18 protein-coding genes, 1 pseudogene and 2 riboswitches are annotated in these 18,424 nt (G+C 75.2%); of the genes and pseudogenes, 12 read left to right on the top strand and 7 right to left on the bottom strand.

Translation table 11 applies throughout. The features are described from left to right. Window positions 1–78 precede the first annotated feature (78 nt). A complete protein-coding gene (locus tag FB382_RS05405; RefSeq protein ID WP_182537444.1) occupies window positions 79–1,074 on the top strand; it encodes a GNAT family N-acetyltransferase in 996 nt (331 codons plus the stop codon). Here FB382_RS05405 and FB382_RS05400 read toward each other — a convergent pair whose 3' ends face one another. The 3 genes from FB382_RS05400 to FB382_RS05390 are packed head-to-tail and all read right to left on the bottom strand — an operon-like array spanning window position 1,075 to window position 3,558. Continuing rightward, window positions 1,075–1,473, bottom strand: coding sequence for a hypothetical protein (locus FB382_RS05400; RefSeq protein WP_182537443.1), 399 nt, complete (start codon window positions 1,471–1,473; stop codon window positions 1,075–1,077). It lies immediately after the preceding gene. Between the two features lie 35 nt (window positions 1,474–1,508). Further along, window positions 1,509–3,113: a phytoene desaturase family protein gene (locus FB382_RS05395; RefSeq protein WP_343055494.1), complete on the bottom strand. Its 1,605-nt coding sequence runs from the start codon at window positions 3,111–3,113 to the stop codon at window positions 1,509–1,511. Window positions 3,114–3,117: 4 nt separating this feature from the next. After that, window positions 3,118–3,558, bottom strand: a complete 441-nt coding sequence (locus tag FB382_RS05390) for an SRPBCC family protein (protein ID WP_182537442.1) — start codon at window positions 3,556–3,558, stop codon at window positions 3,118–3,120. A 49-nt stretch (window positions 3,559–3,607) separates the two neighbouring features. After that, a riboswitch (cobalamin riboswitch) is annotated at window positions 3,608–3,809 on the top strand. Between the two features lie 55 nt (window positions 3,810–3,864). Between FB382_RS05390 and FB382_RS05385 the strand changes: the two genes are divergently transcribed. The 3 genes from FB382_RS05385 to FB382_RS05375 are packed head-to-tail and all read left to right on the top strand — an operon-like array spanning window position 3,865 to window position 6,943. Continuing rightward, window positions 3,865–4,737, top strand: coding sequence for a nitrite reductase (locus tag FB382_RS05385; protein ID WP_182537441.1), 873 nt, complete (start codon window positions 3,865–3,867; stop codon window positions 4,735–4,737). Then, on the top strand, window positions 4,734–5,399 hold the full coding sequence (locus tag FB382_RS05380) for a precorrin-8X methylmutase (RefSeq protein WP_182537440.1): 666 nt from the start codon (window positions 4,734–4,736) through the stop codon (window positions 5,397–5,399). The genes FB382_RS05385 and FB382_RS05380 overlap by 4 nt, the downstream gene beginning before the upstream one ends. After that, complete coding sequence (locus FB382_RS05375; RefSeq protein WP_182537439.1) at window positions 5,396–6,943, top strand: precorrin-2 C(20)-methyltransferase; 1,548 nt, start codon at window positions 5,396–5,398, stop codon at window positions 6,941–6,943. The genes FB382_RS05380 and FB382_RS05375 overlap by 4 nt, the downstream gene beginning before the upstream one ends. Window positions 6,944–6,954: 11 nt before the next feature. On the opposite strand, the gene FB382_RS05370 is transcribed toward FB382_RS05375, so the two are convergent. The 3 genes from FB382_RS05370 to cbiE are packed head-to-tail and all read right to left on the bottom strand — an operon-like array spanning window position 6,955 to window position 9,238. Continuing rightward, window positions 6,955–7,257: a hypothetical protein gene (locus FB382_RS05370; protein WP_182537438.1), complete on the bottom strand. Its 303-nt coding sequence runs from the start codon at window positions 7,255–7,257 to the stop codon at window positions 6,955–6,957. Further along, complete coding sequence (gene cobM, locus FB382_RS05365) at window positions 7,254–8,012, bottom strand: precorrin-4 C(11)-methyltransferase (RefSeq protein WP_182537436.1); 759 nt, start codon at window positions 8,010–8,012, stop codon at window positions 7,254–7,256. The genes FB382_RS05370 and cobM overlap by 4 nt, the downstream gene beginning before the upstream one ends. Further along, window positions 8,009–9,238, bottom strand: coding sequence for a precorrin-6y C5,15-methyltransferase (decarboxylating) subunit CbiE (gene cbiE / locus FB382_RS22795; protein WP_182537434.1), 1,230 nt, complete (start codon window positions 9,236–9,238; stop codon window positions 8,009–8,011). The genes cobM and cbiE overlap by 4 nt, the downstream gene beginning before the upstream one ends. 16 nt (window positions 9,239–9,254) lie before the next feature. Continuing rightward, window positions 9,255–9,400, top strand: a riboswitch (cobalamin riboswitch). A 23-nt stretch (window positions 9,401–9,423) separates the two neighbouring features. On the opposite strand from cbiE, the gene FB382_RS05355 reads away from it, so the two are divergent. The 8 genes and pseudogenes from FB382_RS05355 (at window position 9,424) to FB382_RS05320 (ending at window position 17,887) form a co-directional block, all read left to right on the top strand. Beyond that, window positions 9,424–11,403: a magnesium chelatase subunit D family protein gene (locus FB382_RS05355; protein ID WP_182537432.1), complete on the top strand. Its 1,980-nt coding sequence runs from the start codon at window positions 9,424–9,426 to the stop codon at window positions 11,401–11,403. Beyond that, window positions 11,400–12,026 carry a 5,6-dimethylbenzimidazole synthase gene (gene bluB / locus FB382_RS05350; protein ID WP_182537430.1) on the top strand — a complete coding sequence of 209 codons (627 nt, stop codon included), beginning with the start codon at window positions 11,400–11,402 and terminating at the stop codon, window positions 12,024–12,026. Before FB382_RS05355 ends, bluB begins: the two co-directional genes overlap by 4 nt. Before the next feature lie 2 nt (window positions 12,027–12,028). Beyond that, window positions 12,029–12,643, top strand: a complete 615-nt coding sequence (cobO, locus tag FB382_RS05345; protein WP_182537428.1) for a cob(I)yrinic acid a,c-diamide adenosyltransferase — start codon at window positions 12,029–12,031, stop codon at window positions 12,641–12,643. Then, window positions 12,640–14,977: pseudogene (gene cobBC / locus FB382_RS23070) on the top strand (bifunctional hydrogenobyrinic acid a,c-diamide synthase/histidinol phosphate aminotransferase CobBC). Before cobO ends, cobBC begins: the two are co-directional and overlap by 4 nt. A 148-nt stretch (window positions 14,978–15,125) precedes the next feature. Then, window positions 15,126–15,341, top strand: a complete 216-nt coding sequence (locus FB382_RS05335) for a CbtB domain-containing protein (RefSeq protein ID WP_125035085.1) — start codon at window positions 15,126–15,128, stop codon at window positions 15,339–15,341. A 9-nt stretch (window positions 15,342–15,350) separates the two neighbouring features. After that, entirely contained in the window at window positions 15,351–16,103 is a 753-nt protein-coding gene (locus FB382_RS05330) for a CbtA family protein (protein WP_182537426.1), read from the top strand. Next, entirely contained in the window at window positions 16,100–17,140 is a 1,041-nt protein-coding gene (gene cobT, locus FB382_RS05325; RefSeq protein ID WP_182537424.1) for a nicotinate-nucleotide--dimethylbenzimidazole phosphoribosyltransferase, read from the top strand. Before FB382_RS05330 ends, cobT begins: the two co-directional genes overlap by 4 nt. A 3-nt stretch (window positions 17,141–17,143) precedes the next feature. Then, window positions 17,144–17,887 (top strand): adenosylcobinamide-GDP ribazoletransferase, encoded by a 744-nt coding sequence (locus FB382_RS05320; RefSeq protein ID WP_182537422.1) that lies wholly within the window; start codon window positions 17,144–17,146, stop codon window positions 17,885–17,887. A 5-nt stretch (window positions 17,888–17,892) separates the two neighbouring features. On the opposite strand, the gene cobU is transcribed toward FB382_RS05320, so the two are convergent. Next, a complete protein-coding gene (gene cobU, locus FB382_RS05315; RefSeq protein ID WP_182537420.1) occupies window positions 17,893–18,417 on the bottom strand; it encodes a bifunctional adenosylcobinamide kinase/adenosylcobinamide-phosphate guanylyltransferase in 525 nt (174 codons plus the stop codon). Window positions 18,418–18,424: the final 7 nt, after the last annotated feature.

The raw sequence follows: 18,424 nt of genomic DNA, 5'->3' as shown, positions 1-18,424 counted from the left end.
GACGCATCATGACCCGTTCACTGTAGCCCCCGCCGAAACGAGTTGGTGCGGGGCTGTTCGAGACGCGAGACTCCGGCCGTGGACATCACCCGCATCGACCCGCTCGACGTCGACCTCGACCTCGCCGATCGGCTGGTCGCCGTCGACCGCGCCTCGCACGAGCACGCGGGTCTGGAGCTCCCGGTCCAGTCGGGTCCGTCGCGGATGTTCTCCCTGCAGCACGGCAACGACGGCCGGCCCGTCGACGCCGTCTGGGTCGTGGGCCCGCCCGAGGAACCGGTCGGCTGGGGCCTGGTCGAGCTGCCCTTCCTCGACAACCGCGACCTGGCGCGGCTGCGGGCGATCGTGTCGCCCGCGCACCGGCGGGCCGGCGTCGGCACCGCGCTGCTCGAGCAGATGACCGCCTTCGCGGGTGAGCGCGACCGCACGCAGCTCACCACCGGGGCCTGGCTGGGCACCGACGGCATCGGGTTCCTCGGCGCCCGCGGCTTCGGCACCCAGGGCCAGCACCAGTACGCCGTACGTCGGCTCGACCTGCACGAGGACCCGACCCGCTGGGACCGCTTGTACGGCGAGGCCGCGGCCGTGGCGTCCGGCTACGAGCTGGTGCGCGTGGCGGGGCCGGCCGACGAGGCGATGGTGCCGGACCTGGTGGCGCTGCACGAGGCGATCAACGACGCGCCGGCCGACGACGGCAGGGAGCCGGACGCCTGGGACCCCGACCGGGTCCGCGCCTACGACGCCTCGATGGCACGCCGCCACCAGACGACGCACCGCGTCCTGGCCCGGCACAGCGAGACCGGCGAGTGGGCCGGGATGTCGCTGCTGTGCGTGGACGAGTTCGTCCCGACCGTGGCCTTCCAGGAGGACACGACCGTGGTGCGCGCGCACCGCGGGCACCGGCTCGGCCTGCTGATGAAGTGCGAGATGCTGCGCTGGCTGGCCGCGGAGCGGCCGGAGGTCGCCGCCGCCGACACCTGGAACGCCACCGACAACCACCACATGATCGCGGTGAACGAGCGGCTCGGCTGCCGGGTGATCGCGACGAACGTCGGCTACCGGCGCCTGCTCTGATCAGCCGGCGAGCACGATCCCGACGAAGAGGGTCGCGAGCGCGCTCAGGCCGGTGAGCGCACCGAAGATCGCCATCGCCCGCTTCGACGCGGCCTTGGCGTGGAGGTAGGCGGTGACGCCGGAGACGAGCACGAGGGCGTACTTCAGCGACAGCGTGTGCTGGTAGGCGTCGCCGCGGTCGCCCTCGGCGATCACGTTCCACACACCGGTCACGACCAGGACGCCGAACGCCGGCCACGCGATCCGGTTGAAGGCGTTGGCGGCGGCCTTGGGGACGTCGGTGCCGGCTGCGCGCAGCGCGGGCACGAGGGCCGCCAGGGTGATCTGGCCGCCGACCCAGATGGTGGCGGCCAGGACGTGCAGGAAGAGACGCAGGGTCTCGAGGTCGACGGTCATCACGGGGTGAAGTGTTCCAGCGGCGGTGAGGACCCTTGTCAGCGGTGCCTGGCACGCGGGTCGAGCCGGGCGTGCGCCAGGGCAGCGCGGGCCGCATTCATGCCGGCCGCGCCGTGCACCCCGCCGCCCGGGTGCGCGGACGACGAACCGAGGTAGAGCCCGGCGATGCCCGTCTCGGCACGCCCCAGCCCGGGCACCGGCCGGAGCACGAGCTCCTGGCGCAGGCGGGCGGTGCCCCCGTTGATCGACCCGCCGACCAGGTTGGCGTTGCGGGCCTCGAGCTCGCGCGGTCCCAGCACCCGACGAGCCAGGACCGTCGAGCCGAAGCCGGGGGCCAGCCGCTCGATCCGGGCCTGCATCCGGTCCGCGAAACGCTCGCAGTCGTCGTGGTCCCACAGCCCACGGATGCCGTCACCGCCCGTGTCCCGCGTGACCTGCTGCGGCACGTGCGTGTAGGCCCACATCGACTCGGTGCCCGCCGGCGATCGGGTCGGGTCGGACGTGGTCATCTGGCCGGCGAGCAGGAAGGGCTCGGCCGGGACCGCGCCGTCCGCCACCTCGCGGAACGCCCGGGACATCTGTCCGACGGAGTCGGCGATGTGCACCGTGCCGGGTGCGTGGGCGGGGGCCGACGCCCACGGCACGGGTCCGGACAGCGCCCAGTCGACCTTGACGGTCGAGGGGTCCAGCTCGAAGCGGCGCATCCCGCGGCGCACCCGCAGCGGCAGGTGCTCGGCGGCGACGAGCCCGCCGAAGAGGTGCGGCGCCACGACGTCGGCCACGACGGCCCGGCGCACCGTCGTACGACGGCCGTCGGCGGACCGGACCGCCCGCGCCCGGCCGCGCTCGACGTCGATGCCCACGACCGCGGTGGCGCAGCGGATCTCGCCGCCTCGGGAGACGAACCGCCGGGCCAGGGCCTGGGTGAGCTCACCCGCACCGCCGACCGGGACCGGGAAGCCGACGGTCTGGCCCATCAGGGTGAGCAGCAGCCCCATCAGCCCGGAGCCTGTGTCCTCGAGCGGGATGTCGGCGTGTCCGGCGTTGCCGGCCAGCAGCAGGCGCGGGGCGCGCCCGCCGAAGCGACGGCTCCCCACCTCCGCGGCCGGCGCGAGCAGGGTGCGGACGAAGGACAGCCCGCCGGCGCGCGGCAGGGCCGCCAGCCCGGCCAGCGCCGAGCGCACGGGCGGGAAGGGCGACAGGAGGCCGCCGAGGACGTGCGGGCCGATCACGTCCCACTGGTCGCACAGGGCCAGCCAGGCCTCGCCGTCGCCGGGGTGCTGCTCGTCGAGGAGGCAGGCGGTGACCTCGCGGTCACGGTGGAGCAGCGCCCACGCACCGTCGGGGGTGGGGTGCCCGAGGACCGCGGGCGCGTGGGCCCAGGCCAGGCCGTGGTCCTCCAGGTCCATCGCGCCCAGGAACGGGGAGGCGGCGGCCAACGGGTAGAACGCGCTGAACGTGTCGTGCACGAAGTCGGCGTGCACCTCCCGGTCACTCCGGACCGCTCCACCCACCTCGGGCTGGGCCTCCAGGACGAGCACCGACCAGCCGGCGTCGACCAGGTGGTTGGCCGCGACGAGCCCGTTGGGGCCGGCGCCGACGACGACGGCGTCGTACGTCTCGTCGGCGCCGGGCACGGTCACGCGGTCATCCTTGCGCACGCCGCTCCGCGACGAACGCCAGGCGACGCAGCGCCTCCACGTTGCGCCAGTGCAGCGGCAGGCGCCGCAGCGGCGCGGGCACCAGCCGCCCCGGCCCCGCGACGGCGTCCTCCTCCATCACGACCTCGGTGTCGGCGCCGCGCGCCCGGAGATGCAGGACCACCTCCGCCTCCCCGGTGGGCCAGGCCTTGGCACGCAGCCGCAGGCGGGAGCCCGGCGTCGCCTCGAGGACCTCGGTGTGGTCGTCGATCAGCAGCGGCCAGACCCCGACGGAGTGGTGCAGCCGGGCACCCGGCTCGGGCCAGTGCCCGTCGACCTCGCGCATCCGCGAGGCACCCACCACCCACAGCGGGTAGAGCCAGCCGTCGGCCAGCACGTCCCACACCTGCTGCGGCGTGGCCCGGACGATGCGCGTCGTGGTGCTCATGGCCCCGCCGTACCCGGCGACACCTCGGTGCACGCACTCCCCGCTCGTTGGTAGCCTCGCCGGTGCCAGTCAACCCCGCGGTGAGAGCCACGGGTCAGGGAACCCGGTGAGAGTCCGGGACTGACGCGCAGCGGTATGGGTGACGGGCGGGGCTTCCGTCGTACGACGGGCCACTGGACCTCCGGGTCCGGGAAGGTGCCCCGGCCCGGTCGATCCCGAGTCCGAAGACCTGCTGGCCCAAGCGGCACCTGCCGCTCGGTCACCCGCGGGCTTCGCGCACGAGCCCCTGACCTGCGAGGAACGCGCATGATCACCCGGACCCGTCCCGACCTCTGCCCGGGCGTCACCCGCCCCTGGCCCGCCGACGACGGGGCGCTCGTTCGCCTGCGGCTCGTCGGTGGCCGGGTGCCGTCGTCCGCGCTCGTCGCTCTCTCCGAGGTGGCCCGGGTGCACGGCGACGGAGACCTGCACGTGACCGGCCGCGCCAACCTCCAGCTGCGGGCGCTGCCCTGGTCCGGCGGCGAGCTGTCCCCCGCGGTGGTGGCCGCGATCGAGGCGACCGGGCTGCTGCCCTCGCGGTCGCACGAGCTGGTCCGCAACGTCCTGGTCTCGCCCGCGACCGGGCTCGCCGGTGGGCGGGCCGACCTGCGTCCGGTGGCGGCGGCCCTGGACGCCTTGCTGTGCTCGGACCCGGCGTTGGCAGCGCTGCCGGGCCGGTTCCTGTTCGTGCTCGACGACGGCCGCGGCGACCTGGTCGGCCGCTCGTGCGACCTCGGGCTCGTGGCGCTGTCCGCGACGACGGGACAGGTCCGGATCGGGTCGCACGGCTGGGGTGCGGTGCTGCCGATGGCCGACGCTCCGCTCGCCCTGGTCACGCTCGCCCGGCAGTTCTTGGGCTGCCGCGGCACCGGCCCGACCGCGCCGTGGCACGTCGACGAACTGCCGGCCGACGCGCTGCCGCTGCTGCCCCGCGACCCGCAGGTGCCGGTCGCAACCGGCCCTGCGGCGTACGGCGTGGTGGCCGGGGGCGAGCACGTCCCGGCGCCCGACGGGGTCCTCTCCCCCGCGCTGGTCGCTCGGCTCGCCGGCCGCGCGCCCGAGCTGGTCGTCACGCCGTGGCGTGGCGTCCTGGTGCCGCGGCTGACGCGGGCGGCGCGGGCGGCGCGGGTGGCGCGGTGAACGCGCCGGTGCGGCCGCCGCGGGCCTACGCGTACGTCGACGACGGGCCGGCGATCTACGTCGACTCGTTCGCGACGATCCGGCGGGAGGCGTCGTTCGACCACCTGCCCCCGGACGCCGAGAAGCTGGCCGTGCGGATGGTGCACGGGACCGGGCAGGTGGACCTGGTCGAGGACCTCGTGGTGCACCCGGGCCTCGTGGCCGCGGCCCGGGCGGCGCTGCTCGCGGGCGCCCCGATCCTGACGGACGCGCACATGGTTGCCTCGGGTGTGACCCGGGCGCGGCTGCCGCGCGACAACGAGGTGGTCTGCCTGCTGCGCGACGAGCGGGTGCCGGCCCTGGCCCGCTCGTGGGGAACGACGCGCTCGGCCGCCGCGGTGTCGCTGTGGGAGCCGTGGCTCGACGGGTCGGTGGTCGCGATCGGCAACGCCCCGACCGCGCTGTTCCACCTGCTCGAGATGCTCGTCGCCGGCGCGCCGCGGCCGGCCGCGATCGTCGGCTGCCCGGTGGGGTTCATCGGTGCGGTCGAGTCCAAGGAGGCACTCGCCCGCCTCGCCGACGACCACGGCATCGACATCCCCTACGTGACCGTGCGCGGTCGCCGCGGCGGCTCCGCCATGACCGCCTCCGCCCTCAACGCCCTCGCCCAGGAGCAGGAATGACCGGCCACTTCTACGGCGTCGGGCTCGGCCCCGGCGACCCCGAGCTGATCACCCTCAAGGCGGCCCGGCTGATCGGGTCCGCCGACGTCGTGGCCTACCACGCCGGCGTCGGCAAGCAGTCGAACGCGCGGCGGATCGCCGCCGCGCTGATCCCGGCCGACGCGATCGAGGAGGAGCTCCGCTACCCCGTCACGACCGGGACGACGGGGCACCCGGGTGGGTACGCCGGCGCGATGGCGGAGTTCTACGAGGCGTCGGCGTCACGGTTGGCGGCGCACCTGTCGGCCGGCCGGACGGTCGTGCTGCTGGCCGAGGGCGATCCGCTGTTCTACGGCTCCTACATGTACATGCACGACCGGCTCTCCGAGCGGTTCCCCACCGAGGTGGTGCCCGGCGTGCCGTCCTTCGCGGCTGCGACGGCCGCCGTCGCCTCCCCGCTCGTGCGGCAGACCGACGTGCTGACGATCCTGCCCGGCACGCTCCCCGAGCCGGAGCTGGCCCGGCGGCTCGCCGACACCGACGGGGCGATCATCATGAAGCTCGGCCGGACGTTCCCCGCCGTACGCCGTGCGCTGGCCGCCGCCGGCCGGCTCGAGGGTGCGCTGTACGTCGAGCGGGCCTCGATGGAGTCCGAACGGTGGCTGCCCGTCGCCGACGTCGACCCAGGCTCGGTGCCGTACTTCTCCCTCATCGTGGTCCCCGGCGACTCGCTCCGGGGGCCCGGGCGGCGTGCCGTTTGGTCCCCAACGGCAGGTTCCGGGGCCGAAAACATGCCGTTGGGGACCAAACGGCACACGGATCGGCCCCCGGCGGAGCTGCTGGTCGTGGGGCTGGGGCCGGGGCCGGAGGGGTGGATCACCCCCGAGGTGACGGCCGCGCTGGCGGAGGTCGACCACGTGGTGGGGTACGCGCCGTACGTCAACCGGGTGCCCCAGCGGGCGGGCCTGACCCGGCACGCGTCGGGCAACAGCGTGGAGGTCGACCGGGCGCGCTTCGCGCTGGACCTTGCCCGGGCCGGCGAGCGGGTCGCGGTGGTCTCCGGCGGGGACGCGGGCGTGTTCGGGATGGCCTCGGCGGTGTTCGAGGCCGCCGAGGACCCGGCGTACGACGACGTCGATGTGCGGGTGCTGCCCGGCGTCAGCGCGGTCCAGGCGGTCGCCGCGCGGGCCGGCGCACCGATCGGCGGCGACTTCGCGGTCGTCAGCCTCTCGGACCGCCTCAAGCCCTGGTCGCTGGTGGAGAAGCGGCTGCGGCACGTCGCGGAGGCCGACCTGGTGCTGGCGATCTACAACCCGGCGTCCCGGTCGCGGACCGAGCAGGTGGTGCAGGCCCAGAAGATCCTGCTCGAGCACCTGGCGGCCGACACCGTCGTGGTCGTCGGCCGCGACATCGGCCGGGCCGAGGAGTCCCTGCACGTCACGACGCTCGCGGCCCTGGACGCGACCACGATCGACATGAAGTGCCTGCTGCTCGTGGGGTCGCGCGGCACCCGCGTCACGGCGGGCCGGCGGGTGTGGACCGCGAGGTTCACGGAGCCGACCTGAGGGGTCACCTCTCAGCGACGCTGCATCTCCCAAGCCAGGTCGATGGCCGCCTGCACCGCGCGGGGCTCGGCCCGGTCGAGGTAGCACTCGACCTTGTGGTGGGCCTCCATGCGCGGCGGCACCCCGAAGCTGTCGGGGTAGGTCTCGAGCAGCGACTCCCGCCTGGCCAGGGGCACCCGGATCACGAGCGTCATCGGGTCGTGCAGGCGCACGACGAGGCGGTCGTCGACGTACCAGGCCGGGCGCGTCTCGGTGCCCTTGCGCTTGACCCGCGGCAGCGACTCGGCGTACTCACCAACCTGGTCAGGGGTCATCCAGGCATCGTAGGGCGACGGGTTCGGTCGGCGGAGTAGAGGAACGACTCGCCGCCGCCGGACGGATCCAGCGCGCGCCCGACCAGGATCACCGCGGCCTGGCGCAGACCGGCCGCCTCGACCCGGTCGGCGATGTCGGCCACGGTGCCGCGCAGCACCAGCTCCTCCGGCTGGGTGGCGCGCGAGACGACCACGACCGGGCAGTCCGCGCCGTACTCCCCCGCCAGCTCGCCCATCACTTCCCGTGTGCGCGTGATCGCCAGGTGCAGGCAGAGCGTGGCGCGGGTGGCCGCGAACGCCGCCAGCGACTCGCTCTCCGGCATCGCCGTGGAGCGGGCCTGAGCCCGGGTCAGCACCACCGACTGGGTGACCAGCGGGACGGTCAGCTCGCGGCCCACGGCGGCAGCCGCAGCGGCGTACGCCGGCACACCGGGCGTCACGTCCCACGGCACCCCCGCGGCGTCCAGCCGCCGGGTCTGCTCGGCGACGGCGGAGTAGAGCGAGGGGTCCCCGGACGTGAGGCGTACGACGTCGTGCCCGGCCTCGTGCGCGTCCACCAGCACCGCGGTGATCCGGTCCAGGTCGAGGTGCTGGGTGTCGACCAGCTGGGCGTCGCCGCGGCAGTGCCCGAGGACCTCCGCGTCGAGGTAGGTGCCGGGGTAGAGCACCACGTCGGCCCGCGCGAGCATCGCGGCGGCCCGCAGCGTGATCAGGTCGGCCGCACCCGGTCCGGCGCCGACGAAGTGGACGGTCATGCGCGCTCCTTCGTCCAGGCCCACTGGGTGACGGTGCGGGCCGGCGTCCAGCCGGTGAACGCACCCAGCGGGGCGGCCCGCTCGACCGAGATCCGGGTCAGCTCGCCGCCGTTGCGGGCGTGGGCCGCGCTCAGGGCCTGCTCGGTCTCCAGCGTCACCCCGTGGACGACCAGGCGGCCGCCGGGTCGCAGCGAGCGCTCGCAGTAGCCCAGCAGGCCGGCCACCGTGGCGCCGCCACCCACGAAGACGGCATCGGGCTTGGGCAGCCGGATCAGGGCTTCGGGGGCGCTGCCGGAGACGACCTCCAGGGTGGGGACGCCGAGGGCGGCCGCGTTGCGCCCGATCCGGGCGGCACGCCCGGTGTCGGCCTCGACCGCGATCGTCCGGCAGGTCGGATGGGCCCGCATCCACTCGATGCCGACGCTGCCCGCCCCGGCACCCACGTCCCAGAGCAGCTGCCCCGGCTGCGGGGCGAGTCTGGCCAGCGCGCTGGCCCGCAGGTCGCGCCGGGTCAGCTGGCCGTCGTGCTCGAAGAGCTCGTCGGGCAACCCGGTGCCCCACGAACCCACGGCTGGCCCGGACAGCTCGAGCGCGACGATGTTGAGCTCGGGGGCGAGGCCGGACCAGTCCTCCGGCGTGGTGTCGACCCGGGCCTCCTCAACCCCGCCGAGGTCCGACAGCACGGTCATCGCCGACCGTCCGTAGCCCGCCATGACCAGCAGGCCGGCGAGGGCGTCGGGGCTGCGGCCGTCGGAGGAGAGCACGACCACCCGGTGCCCGGGCGCGAGGTGGCGCAGCACGGCCCGCGGGTCCCGCCCGACGACCGAGACCACAGCCGTGGACTCCGCCGACCAGCCCATCCGCGCCCGGGCGAGCGCCACCGACGAGAGCGCCGGCTCGACCACGACGCGGTCGGACCCGAGCAGCTCGACCAGCGTCGTACCGATGCCCGAGACCAGGGGGTCACCCGAGGCCAGGACCACGACGCGACGGTCGGCGTGCTCCTCGAGGAGGCCGGGCAGCGCGTCGAGCAGCGGGCTCGGCCAGGGCTCGCGGAGCTGGCCGAGGACGGGCGGGACCAGGCCGAGGTGGCGGGGGCCGCCGAGCAGCACGTCGGCGCCCGCGACGACGTCACGGAGGCGTTCGGGGAGGTCCGACCAGCCGCGGGCGCCGAGGCCGACGACGGTGACGGCGCGGGCAGTCGTGGACGGGGCTGAGTGCTGCACGGGGGGTGACGCTATCGTGGCCGCACAGCCACGAGGTGCCCCCGTCCGGGGGAGAATCTGGGAAGCCGGTGAGAGTCCGGCACAGGCCCGCTGCGGTGACCCGGAGGACGCGATCGCGTCGATCCGGGAAGTCCGAAGACCGGCCTCGCGGCGTCCATTCCATGGCGGACGAGCGGGAGCCTCACATGCCACAGCAGTACCCCTTCAGTGCCGTCGTCGGCTCCGGCGACCCCGACGGGATGGCCCTGGCCCTCCTCCTCACCACGATCTCCCCCGAGGTCGGCGGCGTGCTCGTGCGCGGCGAGAAGGGCACCGCGAAGTCCACGATCGTGCGGGCCCTCGCCGGCGTGCTGCCGCCGATCGACGTCGTCGCCGGTGACCGCTTCTCCAGCGACCCGCGGGAGCGCCGGCCGCTCTCCCCCGACGGCCCGTTCGCCGCCGATGCGGACGTCGAGACCCGGCCCGTTCGGCTCGTCGAACTGCCCGTCGGCGCCACCGAGGACCGGGTCCTGGGCTCGCTGCACCTCGAGCGCGCGCTGTCGGAGGGGCGCGCTGAGTACGAGCCCGGCCTGCTGGCCAAGGCGCACCGCGGCATCCTCTACGTCGACGAGGTCAACCTCCTCCACGACCACCTCGTCGACCTGCTGCTCGACGCCGCCGCGATGGGCCGCTCCACGGTGGAGCGCGACGGCGTCTCGGTCTCGCACGCGGCCCGCTTCGTGCTCGTCGGCACCATGAACCCCGAGGAGGGCGAGCTCCGGCCGCAGCTCCTGGACCGCTTCGGCCTCACCGTCGAGGTGGCCGCGCCCCGCGACCCGGCGCAACGGGTTGAGGTGGTGCGCCGCCGGATGGCCTACGACGCCGACCCCGACGCGTTCTGTGCCCGGTACGCCGAGTCCGAGCGGGCCCTGACCGACCGGGTGCTCGCCGCGCAGAAGCTCGTCGGGCAGGTCGAGCTGTCCGACGGGATGCTGGTGAAGATCGCCGAGCTGTGCGCCGCGCTCGAGGTCGACGGGATGCGGGCCGATCTCGTCACGGCCCGGACCGCGGTCGCCCATGCCGCCTGGCACGAGCGGTCCGAGGTCACCCTGGCCGACGTACGCGCCGCCGCCCGCCTCTCGCTCCCGCACCGCCGTCGGCGCAACCCCTTCGACTCCCCCGGCCTCGACGAGGACCTGCTCGACGAGATCCTCGGCGACGACGAGCCGGAGCCGGACCCGCCCCAGCCCGGTGACGACCCCGGCGGGACGTCATCCGAACCGGCTGCCGGAGCGACCACCCCGCATGACGTCCCCGGCGACCCCGGCGGGACGTCATCCGATCCGGCTGCCGGGGCGACCGGATCGCATGACGTCCGGAGCGAGCCCGGGGCGACGTACCGGCCGAAGCTGTTCACCGTCCACGGCACCGGGGCGGGCGAGGCCGGCCGGCGCAGCCGCGCGCGGACCGACAACGGCCGCCGGGTCGGGGCGGAGCGCGGCGGACACGGCCCGGTCCACCTCCTCGAGACCGTCCGGGCAGCCGCGCCTCACCAGGCGGCCCGCGGCCGGACCGACGGGCCCCTGCGCTTCCGCCCCGACGACCTGCGCGTCGCGACCCGGGAGGGCCGCGAGGCCAACCTCGTCCTGTTCTGCGTCGACGCGTCCGGCTCGATGGCCGCGCGCAGGCGGATGGAGCAGGTCAAGACCGCGATCCTCTCGCTGCTGCTCGACGCCTACCAGCGCCGCGACAAGGTCGGCCTCGTGACGTTCCGCGGCGACCGCGCCGAGCTCGTGCTGCCGCCGACGCACTCCGTCGACATCGCGGCGAAGCGGCTGGCCGACCTCCCCGCCGGAGGCCGTACGCCACTGGCCGAAGGCCTCCTCGAGGCCGCCCGCATCCTGGGCGTCGAGCGGGTCCGGGACGCCCGTCGCCGGCCACTCCTCGTGGTCGTCACCGACGGCCGTGCGACGTCCGGCCGCGACGCGGTGGACCGCTCCCGCACGGCCGCGCGGCACCTGGCCGCCGACGGGGTCGACGCCGTGGTCATCGACTGCGAGAGCGGGCCGATGCGGATGGGGCTGGCGGGTGCGCTCGCCGAGCACCTCCGCGCCGAGCACGTCCCCGTCGCCGAGGTCAGCGCTGCGGAGCTGACCCGGATCGCGCGCGACGGGCGCGCGGCGTGAGCGCCGGCCTGTACGACGTGATCGCCCGCCGTCGCGACGTGCGCGCGGAGTTCACCGGCGAGCAGCTGGACCCGGCCGTGCTCGAGAGGCTCCTGGGCGCGGCCCATGCCGCCCCGAGCGTGGGGCACAGCCAGCCGTGGGACTTCGTCCTGGTCCGCGACCCGCGGACACGCGACGAGTTCGCCCGCCACGTCGCCGGCGAGCGGGAGGTGTACGCCGACTCGCTGCCCGCCGACCGGCGCGAGACATTCCGCCCGATCAAGGTCGAGGGCATCCGCGAGTCGGGGCTGGCCGTGGTCGTGACCTACGACCCGGACCGCGGCGGGCCGCACGTCCTGGGCAGGCACACCATCGCCGACGCCGGGCTCTACTCCACCTGCCTCGCGATCCAGAACCTGTGGCTGGCCGCGACCGCCGAGGGCGTGGGCGTGGGCTGGGTGTCGTTCTACCGCGAGGAGTTCCTGCGCGACCTGCTCGGCATCCCCGAGCGGGTGCGACCGGTGGCCTGGCTCTGCCTGGGGCCGGTCAGCCACCTGCAGGAGGTCCCGGACCTCGAGCGACACGGCTGGCGCGAACGCCGCCCGCTCGCCGAGGCCGTGCACCACGAGAGCTTTCGGAGGTAGCCGTGCCCCAGGGACAACCGCTCGCCGTGCCCGACGACGGGCTCACCACGCGGCAGCGCCGCAACCGGCCGCTGCTGATGGTCCACACCGGCGACGGCAAGGGAAAGTCGACGGCCGCCTTCGGCCTCGCGATCCGCAGCTGGAACCAGGGCTGGAACGTCGGCGTCTTCCAGTTCGTGAAGTCCGCCAAGTGGCGGATCGGCGAGCAGACCGTGCTCGAGCGGCTCGGCGAGCTGCACCGGGAGACCGGCGAGGGCGGCCCGGTCGAGTGGCACAAGATGGGCGCCGGCTGGTCGTGGTCGCGCAAGACCGGCGAGGCCGAGGACCACGCGGCCGAGGCCGCCGAGGGCTGGGCCGAGGTCAAGCGCCGGATCGCCGCGGAGAGCCACGACCTGCTCGTCCTCGACGAGTTCACCTATCCGATGGAGTGGGGCTGGGTCGACGTCGACGACGTCGTCGAGACCCTCGCGAACCGCCCCGGCCGCCAGTTCGTCGTGATCACCGGCCGCCGCGCCCACCCGCGGCTGGTCGAGGTCGCCGACCTCGTCACCGACATGACCAAGGTCAAGCACCCCATGGACGCCGGCCAGAAGGGCCAGCGGGGCATCGAGTGGTGAGCCTGCCGCGGCTGGTCGTCGCCGCCCCGGCCACCGGGCAGGGCAAGACCACCGTCGCGTCCGGGCTGATGCGCGCGCTCACCCGGCGGGGACATGTCGTCAGCGGCCACAAGGTCGGCCCCGACTACATCGACCCCGGCTACCACGCCCTCGCCTGCGGCCGCCCCGGCCGCAACCTCGACCCGCACCTCGTCGGCGAGGAGCGCGTCGTGCCCCTCCTCCTGCATGGCGCTGCCGGTGCCGACGTCGCGGTCCTCGAGGGCGTGATGGGCCTGTACGACGGCCGCATCGGCACCCGCGGCTTCGCCTCCACCGCCCACGTGGCCGCGCTGACCCGCACGCCCGTCGTGCTGGTGGTCGACATCTCCAGGTCGTCACGCTCGGTCGGCGCGGTCGTGCACGGCATGGCCACGTGGGACCCGACCGTCGACGTCGTCGGCGTGATCCTCAACAAGGCCGGCTCGGACCGGCACGCCGCCGAGGTCGCGGACTCGATCGCCCTGCCCGTGCTGGGGATCCTCGGTCGCGACGACGCCCTGGTGACCCCGTCGCGGCACCTCGGGCTCGTGCCGACCGGCGAGCGCGACGAAGCCGACCGGACCCTCGACCGGGTCGCCGACCGGATCGCCGACGGCGTCGACCTCGACCGGGTCCTCGAGCTCGCCCGCACCGCCCCGCCGCTCGACGAGGAGCCGTGGTGCCCTGGGGTCTCGGCAGGCTCGACCGCTGAAGGGCGACGGCGGGTGGTGGCGATGGCCACCGGGCCGGCGTTCACGTTCCGCTACGCCGAGACCGCTGAGCTCCTCGCGGCCGCCGGCTGCGACGTGGTGGCCTTCGACCCGCTCACCGACGAGGCCCTCCCCGCCGGCACCGCCGGGATCCTCCTCGGCGGCGGCTTCCCCGAGGTGCACGCCGACGCTCTGGCCGCCAACCACCGGCTCCGTCACGAGCTCCGGGACGCGGTCCGTTCCGGGGTGCCGACGGTGGCGGAGTGCGCCGGGCTGCTCTACCTCTGCGAGACCCTCGACGACCGGCCGATGGTGGGCGCGCTGGACGCGACGGCCCGCATGACCGGGCGGCTGACGATGCGCTACCCCACCGCCACGGCCGCGACCGACTCGCTGCTGACCCGGGCCGGCGAGCAGGTCACCGGCCACGAGTTCCACCACACGTCGGTCACGCCCCCCGGCGACACGGGCTGGACCGTCGACGGCAGCACGACCGGCTGGGCGACCCCGACCCTGCACGCGTCGTACCTCCACACGCACTGGGCCGGCCATCCCCAGCTGGCACAGCGCTTCGCGGACGCGGTCCACGCCCATGCCTGAGGCCCTGGACGACCCGCTCCGCCACCACGGCGACGTCGAGGCGCGCGGCCTGCTCGACCTCGCCGTCAACGTGTACGCCGGCCCGCGGCCGGACTGGCTCGACGCAGCCCTGCACGCCAGCCTCGACGACGTCGGCCACTACCCGACCGCGGCTGCGGCCGAGCGCGCCCTCGCGGCCCGGCACGGTGTCCACCCCGACCGGGTGCTCGCGACCGCCGGCGCCGCCGAGGCGTTCTCGCTGGTCGCGCGGTGGCGGGACTGGCGGCGCCCGGTCGTCGTGCACCCGCAGTTCACCGAGCCGCACGCGGCGCTCGAGCAGGCGGGCCACCGGGTCACCCCGGTCGTCCTCCACGACGACTTCACCCTCGAGCCGGCGGCCGTCCCCCAGGACGCCGACCTCGTGGTGATCGGCAACCCGACCAACCCCACCGGCGTGCTGCACCCGGCCGCCGTCATCCGCGCCCTGCTGCGGCCCGGCCGCACCGTCCTGGTCGACGAGGCGTTCATGGACACCGTCCCCGGCGAGACGGAGTCGCTGGCCAGCGACGACGACCCCGGCCTGATCGTCACGCGCAGCCTCACCAAGCACTGGGGCATCCCGGGGGTGCGGGCCGGCTACGTCCTCGCCGAGCCTGACGTCGTGGCCGCGCTGCGACGCGGCCAAGTGCCGTGGTCGGTGTCCACGACGGCCGCCGCCGCGATGGTCGCCTGCTCGTCCGAGGCGGCCGCCGACGTGGCCGCACGTCGCGCCGAGCAGATCGCGGAGTGGCGCGCACACCTCGAGGAATCCCTTGCCCGCTTGGGGATTCCCCACATCCCATCGTCCAGCTCGTTCGTCCTGGCCCGGCCCGGCGAGGGCGTCCACGCCCGCCTCCGCGTCGCCGGGATCGCCGTACGACGGGCCGACACCTTCCCCGGACTGGGCCCGGAGTGGGTCCGCATCGCGGTCCGTCCGCGCGCCGTCACGGACACGCTGACCACGGCCCTGGTCGATGCCCTAGGCTGACCGCGCGGGCACGAGGAAGCCGGTGGGAATCCGGCACAGTCGCGCTACTGTGACAGCTCTCCTGAAGCACCTGGGACAGCTGGAGTCAGACCCGAGTGTCCGCCACTTCCATTCATCCAGGGACGCACTCATCCCTTCAGGAGGACACATGTCGCAGACGTCTGCCACCCCGCTCGCCCCGGTCGAGATCCCCTCGATCCCCCTCGCGCAGATCGCCCCCTGGGCGCTCTTCTTCGGCCTGCTCGGCCTGCTCGCGATCTTCTTCGTGAGCGCCGACCAGGGCGCGGTCTCCATCCCGTCCGGGATGCTGCTGCACGAGTTCGTGCACGACGGTCGCCACCTGCTCGGCTACCCCTGCCACTGAGCGCACGCCATGACTCCGCGCGCGTTCCTGCTGCGCGGCCTGCTCGCCGGACTCCTGGCCGGGATCGCGACGTTCGTCGTCGCCTTCACGGTCGGTGAGCCGCACGTCCAGGCTGCCATCGACGTCGAGGAGGCCCACACGGCCGCCGCGACGGACCACCACGACGAGCCCGAGCTCGTCTCCCGCGACACCCAGCGCACCTGGGGACTGCTCACCGCCAGCCTCGCCATCGGGACGGCGCTAGGCGGCCTCGTCGGTCTCGTCTCGGCCGGCGTCGTCGGCCGGCTCGGGCGGCTCACCCCCGGCCAGTCCACGGCGCTCGTCGCGGTGGCCGGCTGGGTCGCGGTGACCCTGGTGCCGTTCCTGAAGTACCCCGCCTCCCCGCCCGCCGTGGGCGACCCGGACACGATCGGGCAGCGCACCACGCTGTTCTTCGTGTTCCTGCTGGTCTCCGTCGTCGCGGCGGCGGCCTCGATCGCGCTCGGCAACCTGCTGCACGCCACCCGCGGCGCGTACGTCGCGGTGCTCGCCGGCACGGTCACCTACCTCGCGCTGATGGTGGCGACGGGCCTGGTGATGCCCTCGGTCAACGAGGTGGGCGACTTCCCCGCAGACACGCTCTGGTACTTCCGCCGCGCCTCCCTGGTCACCAACGCCGCCCTCTGGGCGGTGCTGGGGGTGGCCCTGACCGGCCTGGTCGGCGGGCTGCACCGGCGTGAGTCGGCGACCGTCGCCCGGCGCGAGCTGGCGGCGAGCCTGTGAACGCCGCTGCGACACAGGTTGGGCCGCCCGACCCGCAGGTCCGGGCCGAGGCCGACGCACGGCTCGCCGGACTCGCCACGCCCCCCGGAGCACTGGGCCGGCTCGGCGAGCTCGGCGCCTGGGTCGCCGCAACACAAGGCGTCGTGCCGCCCCGAGAGCTGACCGACGTGCGGCTGGTGATCTTCGCCGGCGACCACGGCGTCGCGGCGCACGGCGTCTCGGCCTACCCACCGGCCATCACCGGCGCCATGGTCCGCACGTTCGTCGCCGGCCGGGCCGGGGTCTCCGCGCTGGCGGCCGCGCACGGCGTGGCCGTGCGGGTGCTCGACCTCGGCGTCGACGACGACCTGGAGGGTGTGCCCGACGACGTACGACGCCACAAGGTCCGGCGGGGCTCCGGCGCGATCCACCTCGAGGACGCCCTGACACCCGAGGAGACTCGCGCGGCCCTCGCGGCCGGCGAGCGGGTGGCGCACGAGGAGATCGCGGCCGGGGCCCAGCTCCTGCTGACCGGCGACATGGGCATCGGCAACACCACCCCCGCGGCGGCGTTGATCGCGGCCGGGCTGGGGCTGCCCGCCAGCGAGGTCACCGGCCGCGGGACCGGCGTCGACGACGAGGGCCTGCGGCGCAAGCAGGAGGTCATCGACCAGGCGTTGCGGAGGGCGGGCGACCGCGTCGACGACCCGGTCGAGACGCTGACGGCGCTCGGCAGCGCCGACCTCGCCGCGACCGTCGGCTTCTTGGTCGCGGCCGCCCGCGCGGGCGTGCCGGTCCTGCTCGACGGCGTCATCTCGGTGGCCTGCGCGCTGACGGCCGACCGGCTGGCGCCGGGTGCGGTCGCGTGGTTCGCGGCCGGGCACCGCTCGACCGAGCCGGCCCAGTCCCTTGCCCTGGACAAGATGGGTCTCGAGCCGCTGCTGGACCTCGGCATGCGGCTCGGCGAGGGCAGCGGTGCGGTGGCGGCGGTGCCCGTGGTGCGGAGCGCGGTGGCGCTGATCCGCGACGTCGCGCTGCTCGCCGAGATCGCGCCCTGACCCGTGCGTGACGCCTGGCGGCTGGCGACCGGCACCCTGACCGCGGTGCCGGTCGCCGCCCCGCGCGCGGTCACCCCGGCTGTCGCACGGTCGGCGATGCTGCTCGCCCCGCTCGCGGCCCTCCCGCTCGGGCTCCTCGTCGCAGGCATCGGCCTCGCCGGCCGGGAGCTCGGGATTCCCCTGTCCCCCTTGGGGTTCGTGGCCGTCGGCGCGCTCGCCGCGGGCAGCCGCGCGCTGCACCTCGACGGCCTCTCGGACACCGCCGACGGGCTCACCGCGTCCTACGACGTGAAGCGCTCGCTCGCGGTCATGAAGTCCGGCACCGCCGGGCCGGCCGGCGTCGTCGCGGTTGTCGTGACCCTCGGCGCCCAGGCACTCGCCCTCGGCACGCTCTTCGGCTCCCTGCGCGGGGTCGTCCTCGCGGGCGTGCTCGTCTGCCTGTCCCGCTGCGCGCTGGCGATCACGTGCGCGCGGGGCGTCCCGGGCGCGCGGACCGACGGGCTCGGGTCGTCGTACACCGGGACGGTGCCACGGGCCGCCACGGTCACCGTCTGGATCGTGGCCGCGTCGGTGGCCGGGCTCGTCGCACCGGTGCCGCTGCGCGGCGTGGTCGCCGTCGCCCTGGCCGCCGTGGTCGTGGTGGCCCTCGTGCGCCGCACGGTCCGACGCTTCGGCGGGGTGACCGGCGACGTGTTCGGCGCGGCGATCGAGCTCGCGCTGGCGACGTTGCTGGTGGTCGCCGCGTGAGCGGGTCAGAGGCGCAGCACGCGCCCGGACACCACGAGCAGCACGTCGTCGCAGGCCGCGGCCACGCGCTGGTTTGCCGTCCCGAGCAGGTCGCGGAACAGCCGCCCGGACCGGTGCGCGGGCACCACCCCCATGCCCACCTCGTTGGTCACCAGCACGACGGTGCGGTCGGTCGCCGCGAGGGCGGCGACGAGGTCGTCGGTCCGGCGCGCGACCAGGGCACGCGCTTCCTCCGACGTCGCCTCCCACGCCCCCTCCTCGTCCAGCACACCGGTCACCCAGGTGCCCAGGCAGTCGACGAGCACCGAACCCGTCGCCTCCCGCACGGCACTCGCGAGGTCGCGGGTCTCCACGGTCGTCCACGTCGACGGGCGGCGGGCCCGGTGGGCCGCGACCCGCGCGGCCCAGTCCGGGTCGTCCTTGCCGATCGGGCCCGGCGCGACGTACGTGACGTCCGGGTGGCCGGCGAGCAGCACCTCCGCGTGGGCCGACTTCCCCGACCGCACTCCCCCGGTCACCAACGCCTTCATCGGGACC

Source organism: Nocardioides ginsengisegetis (genome assembly GCF_014138045.1).
GTDB lineage: Bacteria > Actinomycetota > Actinomycetes > Propionibacteriales > Nocardioidaceae > Nocardioides > Nocardioides ginsengisegetis.
This window is presented reverse-complemented; position numbering and strand designations above follow the sequence as displayed.

Bases quoted from the DNA above. Each gene is read 5' to 3' on its own strand.
- FB382_RS05390 (WP_182537442.1), bottom strand. From the start codon at position 3,558: ATGAGCACCACGACGCGCATCGTCCGGGCCACGCCGCAGCAGGTGTGG.
- FB382_RS05385 (WP_182537441.1), top strand. From the start codon at position 3,865: ATGATCACCCGGACCCGTCCCGACCTCTGCCCGGGCGTCACCCGCCCC.
- FB382_RS05375 (WP_182537439.1), top strand. From the start codon at position 5,396: ATGACCGGCCACTTCTACGGCGTCGGGCTCGGCCCCGGCGACCCCGAG.
- FB382_RS05370 (WP_182537438.1), bottom strand. From the start codon at position 7,257: ATGACCCCTGACCAGGTTGGTGAGTACGCCGAGTCGCTGCCGCGGGTC.
- cobM (WP_182537436.1), bottom strand. From the start codon at position 8,012: ATGACCGTCCACTTCGTCGGCGCCGGACCGGGTGCGGCCGACCTGATC.
- FB382_RS05355 (WP_182537432.1), top strand. From the start codon at position 9,424: ATGCCACAGCAGTACCCCTTCAGTGCCGTCGTCGGCTCCGGCGACCCC.
- FB382_RS05335 (WP_125035085.1), top strand. From the start codon at position 15,126: ATGTCGCAGACGTCTGCCACCCCGCTCGCCCCGGTCGAGATCCCCTCG.
- FB382_RS05330 (WP_182537426.1), top strand. From the start codon at position 15,351: ATGACTCCGCGCGCGTTCCTGCTGCGCGGCCTGCTCGCCGGACTCCTG.
- cobU (WP_182537420.1), bottom strand. From the start codon at position 18,417: ATGAAGGCGTTGGTGACCGGGGGAGTGCGGTCGGGGAAGTCGGCCCAC.